This is a genomic window from Comamonas sp. AG1104, from assembly GCF_003350425.1.
GTDB classification, from domain to species: Bacteria; Pseudomonadota; Gammaproteobacteria; order Burkholderiales; family Burkholderiaceae_C; genus Comamonas; species Comamonas testosteroni.
Map to the genome: position 1 here is coordinate 25,730 of NZ_QQAS01000017.1, position 11,604 is coordinate 37,333.

8 protein-coding genes, 1 tRNA gene and 1 pseudogene are annotated in these 11,604 nt (G+C 64.1%); 1 reads left to right on the top strand and 9 read right to left on the bottom strand.

The features are described from left to right. Positions 1-10: 10 nt before the first annotated feature. From DFO48_RS24950 to DFO48_RS24960, 3 genes are all read right to left on the bottom strand, one after another. On the bottom strand, positions 11-2,197 hold the full coding sequence (locus DFO48_RS24950) for a TonB-dependent siderophore receptor (protein WP_233506525.1): 2,187 nt from the start codon (positions 2,195-2,197) through the stop codon (positions 11-13). Positions 2,198-2,771: 574 nt separating this feature from the next. Continuing rightward, a tRNA-Gln gene (locus tag DFO48_RS24955) sits at positions 2,772-2,848 on the bottom strand. Positions 2,849-3,023: 175 nt separating this feature from the next. Beyond that, positions 3,024-4,400, bottom strand: coding sequence for an amidohydrolase (locus DFO48_RS24960; RefSeq protein ID WP_114865102.1), 1,377 nt, complete (start codon positions 4,398-4,400; stop codon positions 3,024-3,026). A gap of 96 nt (positions 4,401-4,496) precedes the next feature. On the opposite strand from DFO48_RS24960, the gene DFO48_RS24965 reads away from it, so the two are divergent. Then, on the top strand, positions 4,497-5,531 hold the full coding sequence (locus DFO48_RS24965) for a GlxA family transcriptional regulator (protein ID WP_114865103.1): 1,035 nt from the start codon (positions 4,497-4,499) through the stop codon (positions 5,529-5,531). 203 nt (positions 5,532-5,734) lie between these two features. Here the strand turns inward: DFO48_RS24965 and DFO48_RS24970 are convergent, their stop codons facing one another. The 6 genes and pseudogenes from DFO48_RS24970 to DFO48_RS24995 all read right to left on the bottom strand — a co-directional run. Beyond that, entirely contained in the window at positions 5,735-6,721 is a 987-nt protein-coding gene (locus tag DFO48_RS24970) for a tripartite tricarboxylate transporter substrate binding protein (protein ID WP_003072966.1), read from the bottom strand. A 66-nt stretch (positions 6,722-6,787) separates the two neighbouring features. Next, the gene (locus DFO48_RS24975) at positions 6,788-7,717 is read right to left on the bottom strand and encodes a glyoxylate/hydroxypyruvate reductase A (RefSeq protein ID WP_114865104.1); all 930 of its coding nucleotides are present in this window, start codon (positions 7,715-7,717) and stop codon (positions 6,788-6,790) included. Between the two features lie 181 nt (positions 7,718-7,898). Further along, positions 7,899-8,669 (bottom strand): class II aldolase/adducin family protein, encoded by a 771-nt coding sequence (locus DFO48_RS24980; RefSeq protein WP_114865105.1) that lies wholly within the window; start codon positions 8,667-8,669, stop codon positions 7,899-7,901. Between the two features lie 42 nt (positions 8,670-8,711). Next, positions 8,712-10,256, bottom strand: a complete 1,545-nt coding sequence (locus DFO48_RS24985) for a class I adenylate-forming enzyme family protein (protein WP_114865106.1) — start codon at positions 10,254-10,256, stop codon at positions 8,712-8,714. Positions 10,257-10,343: 87 nt separating this feature from the next. Next, entirely contained in the window at positions 10,344-11,330 is a 987-nt protein-coding gene (locus DFO48_RS24990) for a tripartite tricarboxylate transporter substrate binding protein (RefSeq protein ID WP_003072958.1), read from the bottom strand. Between the two features lie 127 nt (positions 11,331-11,457). Continuing rightward, positions 11,458-11,604 (bottom strand): annotated as a pseudogene (locus DFO48_RS24995) (electron transfer flavoprotein subunit alpha/FixB family protein); the annotation flags it as partial.

Here is an 11,604-nt window from a genome sequence, read left to right on the forward strand (position 1 = left end):
GCTACGCCCGTCAGAAACGGCCCTTGAGCGACACGGTAACCGTACGCTTTTCGCCGTAAAAGTTGCCGTAACCCGCATAGCCGACCGTGCTGTAGTAGGTCTTGTCAAACAAGTTCCCCACATTCATCGCAAGGCTCCAATCCTTGTTGAATGCATAGGCCACACGAGCCGACCAGACTGCGTAACCCGGGGAAGTGAAGTTGTACGGTGTCCAGGCTCCGTCATAACGGCCCGTTGCCGGGTTGTAAGCGCTGATGCCCGAAGCCCGGTAGTTCGAGCTCTGTGCCACCACACCGCCGCCCACGCTCCAGCCGCGCAAATCGCCGCTCAAGCGATAGTCCGCCCAGGCCTTGAACAGATGGCGCGGCGTGACCGTGCTGAACTGGGCGCTGTCCTTGCGTCTGTCTTCGTTGCTGTTGTAGGTATAGCCCACCGCCAGCTGGAGATTGGGAGTGATTCTCCCCGTCATCTCCAGATCAATGCCCTGGCTCAGCTTGAAGCCGTCGCGGAAGTAGCAGCAACCGCCGCGCCAATCGGTCTGGGGATAAGCGGGGTCGTAAACGGCCTCGCCTTTTTTATCGGTACGAAACAATGCCGCACTCGCAATCAGATTGGGGGTCAGCTCGCTTTTGACGCCCAGCTCGTAGGTACGACCACGCACCGGATCCAGCGGCGTCCCCGGCAGTGGTGCCGAGAACTTTCCGGCCTGGGACTGATAGATCTCGGCGGTGCTGAAATACAGATTGGTCGACTTAGTCAGCTCATGCATCAGCCCCATATAGGGCACAAAGACATTCGATTCCCGACTCTGTGCCGTGAGAGCGCCATTCATGTCGTGCTGGGTATTGCGATCCTGCAGCACATAGCGTCCACCCAAAACCACGGACCAGCGCTCAACGGGACGCAGGCGAATGGAGCCATAGAGGCCGCTCTTTTGCGTTTTTGTCTGCGAGCCGCTGGTCCAGTCACCGAGCGGATAACCGGGGTCTTCCGGTGGAATCCGGTTGAAGACGTCGGCCGACCCCACTCTCGGCCACAGGCTTCGATTGGTATTGCTGTTGCGGTGCTGATCGAAACCCAGGATCACATCATGGCGCTGACCCAAGGCATCAAAGCTGCCCTGCAAATTGATATCGAAGCTGGTTTCACGCTCGCGTGACTTGGCTTGATGGATCCACCAGTCCGCCCCCTGCAGCGTGACGGGATCCGGCGAACTTTCGATCTCCGCGCCGTTCACGCCTTCATTGAAGCGGGTGTGTCTGAGCTGGGTCTTGAGCAGCCAGTCGTTGCCTAGCTGCTGCTCGAGCTTGGCAAAGACCGTGGTGTTTTCGCGATTGATCCAGTTCCAGGGCGCGCCAAAGTTGGTATTGCGCGCAAAGCCGATATCGCTGCCGTCCGCATAGCGCGGCAGGCTGGCATTGAAGCCCGTATTTCGGTCTTTCTGATAGCTGGCACCCAGCGTGGCGACTGTGCTGGATGTCAGATCCAGCTCCAGCGCTCCATACAGCATCTGCCGCTTGAGCTTGGATGGTGCTGCCATTTCCTTGCGGTCATGGTTCACAGCCACGAAGCGGCCACGCAGAGTTCCGCTTTCGTTCAACGCGCCCGTAGTGTCGAGCTCGGCGCGATAGTTGCTCATGGTTCCGCCGGAAAGCAGAACCTGGGTCTGACGTTTGGCCTGTGGCCTCTTGTAGGTGAAGTTCAGAACCCCACCCGCCTCACCTGCACCGAACAGGCCATCGGCCCCGCGCAGCACACTGACGCTGTCGAACTGCGCCATATCCAGACTGCGGCTGCCCGAGCGAGAGGAGCTGGCAGCACCGCCATCGAACCGGAAGTTGGTGATATTCATGCCGCGGGACATGTAAGTCGTATCCAGCCAGGTCTCTTCGCGCGTGATCCCGGTGGTGTACTTCATCACATCATCGAGCGTGCGCATGGCCTGATCGTCCATGCGCTGGCGCGTCACCACCGTCACCGACTGCGGAACATCGCGCAAAGACTGCGCCGCCTTGCCGACCTCCACTCCAGCGGCCACATAGGAGTCGCTTGACTCCCCATACACATTGGGAATGGCCTTTTCCTGCACCGTCACTTCGGCAAGTGTCGATGCTGCGTCCTCTTGTGCATGGCTGCCACCGGGCAGCAGGCAGAGCACACTGACGGCCACAGCCGTGGTGTGAAGACGAAATGGCAAAGCCCCGGCTAAGGGGCAAAACGAGCGTTCCAGCATGAGCGTACAAAAACAAACCTGGGGGTTCTCTTCAGACAAGGGAATGCCGAAGTACCAATGACGCTGTGGCTGGAACGGAAAGACCGTATACGGGCTGGCAGCAAAGAAACAGAACGAGAATCAATCTCAATTTCATTTCCTCGCGAATTGTAAAGCTAAGGTAAAAAAATTGCCACTGTTTTGTAAATCGATAGCGCAGCTCTGCTGCACTGCGCCGTGCCAAGTGCTGCTGAGTCACTGATCATCGCCTTGGTTGACGCCATCCACACATAGGCATCGGCCCCGCTCCAGCAAAGCCGCCGGCGGTTTGGCGGCACATCTGCGCTCCCGCCGGGTCAGAGTGAAAGCGTCCCTGAGAAGCCTGGAATTTCCGTGCCGGACCTTGAGCCACTTCGGGCTTTATGGCGCACACACTGCGTAGACATCGGTCAATGGTGCAGAAAATCCTATATGCAGGTTTTCTCCTGGGAGCCAGGCACAGCATTGAAGACAAAGAAAAAGCCCCGGCTGCATGAACAGTCGGGGCTTTTATATATCTTGGCAGGGGAAGAAGGATTCGAACCTTCGCATGCTGGAATCAAAATCCAGTGCCTTAACCAGCTTGGCGACTCCCCTAAAGAGATAGCGATTATAGCCCGGTTTTCCCCGAGTTTCAAAGAACACCCATTGCCAAGCAAAACCACGGTCAGCGAATCAATGCTTTGGTCGGGGGCGTTCAACGCTTGCCAATGCTTTTCGCTGCACCGAATCGCAAAGGCAAGCGACCTCAGCCGCTCATGGTGAGCAACGACTATGGATTGCGCTGCAGATAGTCCACGGCCAGCGCGGCCAGTGAACGTGCACCCGTTGGCAGTTGCTTCTCGTCGATGTCGAACAGCGGCGAGTGGTTGGGCGCTGCCTTGGTGAAGTCCTGGCCTGCCGGCGGCGCACCCAGGAAGTAGAAGAATCCCGGCACCACTTTCTGGAACTCCGAAAAGTCCTCGGAACCGCTGACCTTGGGAATCACCATGGCCTTGCCGCCCAGGGCCAGCTTGAGCGCGGGCAGCGAGGCCTCGGTCAGCGCGGCCGGATTGGTGGTGACAGGATAGGCCACAGGGCCGAAGCGCACCTTGGCCTTGGCGCCGCTGGAGGCCGCGATCTGCTCGGCCGTGGCCGTGATTCGCTTGTGCGCTTCCTGGCGCATGTCTTCGTCGAAGGTACGCAGCGTGCCCTGCATCTCGACATTGTCGGGAATGATGTTGTAGCGCGTGCCGCCCTGGATGGAACCAATGGTCAGCACGGCAGGCTCCAGGCTGATGTTGAGCTGGCGGCTGACAACGGTCTGCAGGCCCAGCACCACCTGGCTGGCCGCGACGATGGGATCGACCGCACTCCACGGCGACGAGCCATGGCCGCCCCGGCCCTCGACCTGGATGCTCAGGCTGTCCGAGCCCGCCATCAGCGGCCCGCTGCGGTAGCCCACCATGCCCGAGGGAAGATTGGCCGTGATGTGCAGGCCGTAGATGGCCTGCACATCCTTGAGCACGCCGGCCTCCACCATGGCCTTGGCGCCGAAACTGGGTACATGGCCATGGGCATCGGCCTCCACCGGAGCGCCTTCCTCGGCCGGCTGGAAGATGAATTTCACCGTGCCCGGCAGCCTGGCGCGCATGCCGGCCAGCGCCTCGGCCGCGCCCATGAGCATGGCCACGTGGGCATCGTGCCCGCAGGCATGCATGACCGAGACCTGCTTGCCCATGTACTGGGCCTTGGCCTTGGAGGCAAAGGACAGTCCCGTCTTCTCGGCCACGGGCAGTGCATCCATATCGGCGCGCAGAGCCACTGTCTTGCCCGGCTGGCCGCCGCGCAGCACCCCCACCACGCCCGTGCCGCCCACGCCGGTCTGCACCTCCATGCCAAGGCGGCGCAGGTGATCGGCCACCAGTTTGGCCGTGCGCTCTTCCTGGCCCGACAGCTCTGGATGCTGGTGAATGTCGCGACGCCACGCCACCATCTTGGGCGCCAGCGGCTCAATGGCCGCATCCAGCGCCGCCAGAGCCTGGGCATCCAGCCCCTGCGCGCTGGCTGCCAGCGGCAGGCCGCAGGCCAGCAAGCCGGCCAGCGCTATGCGCCGCAGGCCTGTGGGGGGTGGTGTGGAAAGCTTTGTCTCGGACTGTTTGTGAAGCATCTTCGTGACCCTGAAAAATGGCATAAGCAGTCATGCTAAAAGTGAAGCGCCTGTGACAGACACGGCGAAATCGCCATTCGAGGAGTCAGAAACGCCATGCCCCGGACCTTCGTCATCGAGCTGCCCTGCCTGGAGCACAGCGCCACAGGCCACGCCGCACATCTCGTGGAGATGCTGCGCAGCGCCAACCTCGTTGCCGGCCTGCGCCTGGGCCGGCGCGCACCGCGCTTTGGCTGGCGCTGGGTCGATGACAGGGGCCAGCCCCTGCCGGCCATGCCGCACGCTGCCGAAGGCGCCCTGGCCGAAGGACCGGTGCATGCTGTCTTCGCAAGCACGCTGCACTGCCCGGACATTCCGTCCATCCGCGACATCGTCGCCGCGCATCCAGGCCTCACGCAGCGCATCGCCACAGCCTTCGACCAGGGCCTGATCGTGTGCACGCTGGGCAGCGGAGCCTGGTTCGCGGCCGCCAGCGGGCGCTGCGAGGGCCGCCGTGTGGCTCTGCCCTGGTATTTCATGGGCGGATTCGGACTGGACTTTACCGGCATAGAACTTGCCGAGGGCCAGCCCTTCGTGGACGACAGGCCCTGGCTCAGCGCCTCCCACCCCGAAGCCCTGGCCCCCATGGCCATCGCACTCACGCGCCATGCCTTCGGCGACGACCTGGCCGCGGCGCTGGCCGCCGTGCTGCAGCCCGATCCCCAGCGCGAACGCGCCACGCGCACCGCCTTGCAGGACCGCCGCATTCCCACCACACGGACCAGCGTGCTGGCCCATGCCATAGCCTGGCTGGAGACGCGCGTGGAGCAGCCCTATGACCTACGGGCGCTGGCGGACGCAGTATCGGCCAGCCCTCGCACCCTGCTGCGCCACTTCCAGCAGGAGTTGGGGCACAGCCCGCTGGACCACCTGCACCGACTGCGCTGCGCGCGGGCTCGGGTGTTGCTGGAGATCACGCTGGAGAGCGTGCCCTCCGTGGCATTGGCCTGCGGATATGAGGATGCCTCGGCGTTCCGGCGGGTGTTCGTCCGGTATGTGGGAATGACGCCCGCAGCCTATCGGGAAAGGCATGCCTTGAGGGCACCGAGGAGACGGTGGCGCGTCGCCGCCAGCGAAGTTCCACGACCTTGACGGCACTGGCAAGCTGACGGAGATCTCATCGCACTGTCCCGGGCCTGTCCTGCAGGAGCACGATGCAGCCACCTCCACTTCGCACCATAGGCCAATGAGGAAACCCCTCTACATTCACCTCTGCATTCACCTCACTCGACAGCCGCATCATCTCCCTTGAAGCCTGTCTCGCGCCCTGCCGGAGACAAACCAGGCCAGCAAGCCTAGTCCAGCGTCACCTTGGCCTCACGGATCACTTTCCCCCATTTGGCAGTTTCAGCGGCAATGAAGCGATCACATTCCTCCGGCGTCGAACCTTCTGCAAACGTGCCCATGGTCTGCTGCATGCGCTGTGAAATCTCCGGACTGCGAATGATGCGAGCGACTTCGGCGGACATGCGCTGGACGATCTCCTTGGGCACTCCTGCCGGGGCAATCATTGCTGCCCAGGTGCTGCCCATCAGCTCGGGGATGCCTTGCTCGGCAAACGTCGGTACATCGGGCAACACCGCCAGTCGCTTGTCGCTGGCCACGCCAATCAGACGAATGCGACCGGCCTTGGCAGGCTGAATCAGATTGGGCGGAGGATCGAGGAACAAGGGGATCTGGCCGCCCATGAGATCAGTCAGTGCCGGTGCGGCGCCTTTGTAAGGCACATGGGTCATGTCCGTCTTGGTCAGCAGCTTCAACAGCTCGGTCGTCAGATGCGCGCTGGAGCCGCTTCCCGAGGAGCCAAAGCTGACCTTGCCAGGATGCGCCTTGGCATAGGCAATCAGCTCCTGTGTGGTCTTGAACGGTGCATTGGTGGACACCGCTGCGACCAGAGGCGAGATCCCCATCAGTGACACGCCGACCAGATCCTTGCCGGGGTTGTAGGGCAGCTTGGGATACAGCGTGGTGTTGGCCGCATAAGCGGCAATCACCACGCCGAACGTATAGCCATCAGGTGCGGACTTTGCCACCTGATCCACACCGATGAGACTGTTCGCACCCGGCTTGTTTTCGATGACGATGGGCTGGCCCAGCGCTTTCTGCAAACCCACCTGCAGCAGACGTGCCATCTGATCGGTGAAGCCGCCAGCCGTGTAGGGAACGACGATGCGTATGGGCTTGGAGGGCCAGGGGCTCTGGGCCCAGGCCGAAGGTGCCAGCATGGCGGCGCCGGCTGCGGCGCCCGATTGCAGAAAGCTGCGGCGAGATGTCGAAGGCATGAGTGTCTCTAGGTTCTTGGGGCAAAAATGCCGCGCGACAGCGCGACAGGTAAAGGGAAAGATGTCTCAGTATCCGCGGGCCACGTCCACCAGGTTGAGCAAGGGCTCGCCTGCGCGCAGGCGGCGCAGATTCTCAAGGCACTGGCGGGCCACGGTATCCGCCGAGGCCTGGGCCGCGATATGCGGCGTGACAAAGGCCTTGGGGTGCCTCCACACCTTGTTGCCGGGCTGGGGCGGCTCCTCGCGCAGCACATCCAGCGCGGCACCGGCCAGATGGCCTTCGTCGAGCAGGGCCAGCAGCTCGTCCTCTACCACCTGCTCGCCGCGCCCCACGTTGATGAAGTAGGCGTCGCGCGGCAGCAGGGACAGCGTGCGGCGGTTCAGCAGATCGCGTGTCTCGGGCGTGAGCGGCAAGGCGCAGACAAGAATGTCGCTGGTGGACAGAAGCTGCTGCAGACCTTCGGCACCACTGTGCGTGGCAAGGCCTGCAATGCTCTTGGCGCTGCGGCTCCAGCCCGCGACAGGATAGCCCACGGCCTGCATGGCGCCGGCCACGAAGCGACCGACCTCGCCCAGACCCAGAATGCCCACGCGGCAGTCGGCGCTGGCGCGCACGGGGCGGCGCAGCCAGTCGCCGGCCTGCTGCTGGCGCGCGAACAGATTCAGCTCGCGCGTATGGCGCAGCGCCGTGCCGACCACATACTGGGCAATCTCCACGTGCTGCTGCGGATCGACTGTGCGCGCCACGGGCAGGCCCACGGGCAGGTCGGACACGGCCAGCAGCTTGTCCACGCCCGCACTGGGGGCGCACAGCAGCTTGAGTTGTGGATAGGCCGGCAGCACGCCGGGCTTGAGGCTCCAGGCGAGCATGGCTTCGACCTCAGCAGCCGGTGCTTCGTCGCGATGGGCCCAGACCTGCACGTCGGGCGCCAGCGCGCGCAGCGCATCGACGATGGGCGCTCCCATGCTGGGGTGGATGTTGACCAGGATTCCCATTGATTTCTCCATGAATCTGAGCACTGCTCGCTGCCTGCGAAACGGCCGCAACCCAAGCGCGGGACACCGAGCAAGGGCCTACGCCGGCCGCGTCGCCCCGCGGCGATGGTGTCGTCCCCTCCCGCCAGGCGAGAGAGGGTGCCGTGCATACGGGGGAAGGCGCGCAGCGACTCAGGGGGTGTTAGTGCTTGTAGCTAGGATCGATGCGGTCCAGACGGCGCAGCAGGCCCGGCCAGGCCAGGCCCGCGCCCTTGCCCTTGGTGACCTGGCGCGACTGGTTGACCGCGTCGGCAATGATGGCCTGCGGAATGCGCGTCAGCTCGCCGCCGCCCGACTGCGCCAGGATCTGGATGCGGCAGGCCGACTCCAGCGTGTACATGGCCAGCACGGCCTCGGCCACGCTGCGCCCACAGGTCAGCAGGCCGTGATTGCGCAGGATGAGGAAGTTGCTCGCACCCAGATCGTCCACCAGGCGCGGCTTCTCGTCGTCACGCAGGGCCACGCCCTCGTAGTCGTGGTAGGCCAGGCGCACCAGCGGGAAGATGGACTGCTGCGAGATGGGCAGCAGGCCATCCTTTTGTGCCGACACGGCCACGCCGTAGCGAGTGTGCGTGTGCAGCACGCACTGCACCTCGGGCCGGCCGTCGTGAATGGCGCTGTGGATGACGAAGCCTGCGGGGTTGACGTCGTACTCGGTCTCCATCATCGGCTGGCCTTCGTGATCGACCTTGACCAGGCTGGATGCGGTGATCTCGTCGAACAGCATGCCGTACGGATTGATCAGGAACTGGCCGGGCTGGCCCGGCACGCGCGCCGAGATGTGGGTGAAGATCAGGTCGTCCCAGCCGAAGTGGGCGACCAGCCGGTAGGCGGCAGCCAGCTCGACGCGGGTCTGCCACTCCTCGGGCGTCACCTGGCGGCGGACTTCGGACATCGTGGTGTCATGGCTCATGGGATTTGTCTCGTGATGGGCATCGTGAAATGGAAGACAGGCTCAGCGCCCCGCAGCGTACTGATCGCGCAGCTCGCGCTTGAGCACCTTGCCGATGGCGCTGCGCGGCAGCTCGGCGATGAAGCGCAGGTCGGCCAGGCGCTGGGTCTTGCCGGCTTGCTGGTTGTACCAGCCCATGATTTCCTCGGGCCGGGCCGGCTGGCCCGTGCGCGACACCACATAGGCCACGGGCGTCTCTCCCCATTGATCGGAGGGAACGCCGACAACGGCCACGTCGTCCACGGCCGGGTGGGCACGCAGCTGGGCTTCCAGGTCGCTGGGATAGACGTTGAAGCCGCCGCTGATGATCATGTCCTTGCGACGATCGAACAGGGTCAGGAAGCCATCGGCATCGAAGCGCCCCACATCGCCCGTGCGGATGAAGCGCTTTCCCGTGGCATCGAACCATTCGGCCTCGCGCGTCTTGGCGGGCTGGCCGTGGTAGCCGCTCATCATGCTGGGCGAGTGGCCCACGACCTCGCCGTCCGCGCCGGGAGCGACCTCACTGCCCTCCTCGTCGATGAGGCGGATGTCATGACCTTCGGCGGGCTTGCCCACGGTATGCAGCTTGTCCGGGTGCAGATGGGCTTCGAGGATGCAGGTGCCGCCGCCCTCGGTCATGCCGTAGAACTCGGTCAGGCTGCCGGGCCAGCGCGACACCACATCGGCCTTGAGCTCGGCACGAAACGGTGCGCTGGTGCAGAACTTGGCCTGAAAGCTCGACAGATCATGCTCGCCGAACTGAGGCAGCGCCATGATGCGCTGGTACTGCACGGGCACCAGCATGGTGTGGGTGACGCGGTGCTGCTGGGCCAGTTGCAGATAGCGCGCCGCGTCGAACTTGGGCATGAGCACCACGCAGCCGCCGCTGCCCAGCGTGGGGAAGAACACCACCAGCGTGGTGTTGGAGTACAGCGGCGTGGCCAGCAGCGTCGTGCCCTCGGGGCCGTAGCCGTAGACGCCGCCCCGGTTGATATGGGTCCAGCGCATGCCATGCGACTGCACGATGCCCTTGGGAGTCCCCGTGGTGCCAGAGGAGTAGATGATGTTGAACGGTGCCTCGGGCTCCACACTCACGGCAGCGGGCTGCGCTCCTTCTGGCGCGAGCCAGTCCTCGAAGGCACGGCCCGCAGCCACGCCGTCCAGCGAGATGCATTGCAGTCCGGTGTCGGCGGGCACCAGGTCCTGGGCCGCCTTGTCGAGGAACAGGTGACGCGCCTGGGCATCGTGCAGCATGCAAGCCAGGCTCTCGGCAGTGGAGGATGGCGCCAGCGGTGCGACCACCACGCCCGCGCGCAGCGCGCCCAGGAACAGCGCGGCATAACGCACCGAGTTCAACGCGCAGATGGCAATGGCCTGGCCAGGCTGCACGCCGCCCTGCTGCAGCGCGGCGGCCACGCGGTCCATGAGGGCGTCGAGCTGGGCATAGCTCAGGGTCTGCTGGTCGTCGCGCAGCGCGGCATGGTCGGGCTGCTGGCGCGCATGGCTGCGGATCAGCTCGGCCAGTGTGGAGAAGGGGGAATCGGGAGAAGGCAGGGAAACAGTCATGAGGGGCTCCGTTTCAGGAATTCACGAATCTCAGGCGGGCTGCGCCTGCGAGCCCCCGGCCCTGCAGGCGCTTGGACAGACGGTGGCTTATTTGGCAGCCAGACCCAGGCGGTCTATCAGTATCTTGTCCTTGGCAAAGGCATCCCGAGCCCATTGCGCATAGTCGGCGCCCGAGCGGTACCAGGCGTCCTGGTTGAGCTGCCTGAGCACCTCGACATGGCGCGGATCGTCCATGGCCTTCTTGAAAGCATCGTGCAGCTTGCGCACCACGGCCGGATCCATGCCCTTGGGGCCGGCCAGACCGTAGGGCGAAGTGGAGACCACGCCATAGCCCAGCTCCTTGGCCGTGGGCACGTCTGGCCAGCGCTGGGTGCGCTTTTCACCAAAGGTCATGAGCAGGCGCATCTGGCCGCCATTCACATAGGTGTCCCAGCCCGAGGCATCGCTCTGTGCAGCCACATGGCCGCCCAGCAGGGCCTGCTGCAAGTCGGCGTTGCCCTTGAAAGGCACATGATTGAGAGTGACCTTGGCGTTCTCGGCCAGCTCTTCCATCAGCAGATGCGGCGATGAACCTATGCCCGTGGAGCCGTATTCGATCTTGCCGGGGCTCTTGCGCGCGGCGGCGATGTACTCGTTGAAGCTCTTGTAGGGCGAGTCCGAGCGCACCGTGAAACCGAAGGTATAGCCCGAGACACCGATGATGTAGGTGAAATCGGTGACCGGGTTCCAGGCTGTTTTTTGCATATGTGCCATGCGCAGCATGGACATGGGGAACTGGGTGATGGTGTAGCCGTCGGGCTTGGCGGTGCGCGCCATGGTGCCGGGGCCCAGCGTGCCGCCCGCGCCGGGCTTGTTCTCGACGATGATGGGCTGGCCCAGGTGCTTGCCCGCGATGTCGGCCAGCGTACGCATATGGCGGTCGGTGGGGCCGCCTGCCGGGAATGGCACGATCAGCGTGACCGCCCGCGCGGGATAGTCGCCGGACTGTGCCCAGGCTGATGCGCCGGTGCCTGCGGCAGTCACGAAGGCGGCCGTGGCAAGCACCAGGCTGCGGCGACCAAGGGAAATCTGCATGTTTGTCTCCTGAATCTCTGAACCAGGTGGGGCCGGGGCACATACCTTGTGTGCCGCTCTGGCCGGGGCCCGGACACTGTTGCCCGGGCCGTTGGCACCGCCCTGTTGCGCGGTGCCATGGCAACACTTACATCGTCTTCACCAGCTCAGGCACGGCCGTGAACAGATCGGCTTCCAGCCCGTAATCGGCCACCGAGAAGATCGGTGCCTCGGGGTCCTTGTTGATCGCCACGATCACCTTCGAGTCCTTCATGCCCGCCAGATGCTGGATCGC

Bases quoted from the DNA above. Each gene is read 5' to 3' on its own strand.
- DFO48_RS24990 (WP_003072958.1), bottom strand. From the start codon at position 11,330: ATGCAGATTTCCCTTGGTCGCCGCAGCCTGGTGCTTGCCACGGCCGCC.
- DFO48_RS24960 (WP_114865102.1), bottom strand. From the start codon at position 4,400: ATGCTTCACAAACAGTCCGAGACAAAGCTTTCCACACCACCCCCCACA.
- DFO48_RS24965 (WP_114865103.1), top strand. From the start codon at position 4,497: ATGCCCCGGACCTTCGTCATCGAGCTGCCCTGCCTGGAGCACAGCGCC.
- DFO48_RS24970 (WP_003072966.1), bottom strand. From the start codon at position 6,721: ATGCCTTCGACATCTCGCCGCAGCTTTCTGCAATCGGGCGCCGCAGCC.
- DFO48_RS24980 (WP_114865105.1), bottom strand. From the start codon at position 8,669: ATGAGCCATGACACCACGATGTCCGAAGTCCGCCGCCAGGTGACGCCC.
- DFO48_RS24975 (WP_114865104.1), bottom strand. From the start codon at position 7,717: ATGGGAATCCTGGTCAACATCCACCCCAGCATGGGAGCGCCCATCGTC.
- DFO48_RS24985 (WP_114865106.1), bottom strand. From the start codon at position 10,256: ATGACTGTTTCCCTGCCTTCTCCCGATTCCCCCTTCTCCACACTGGCC.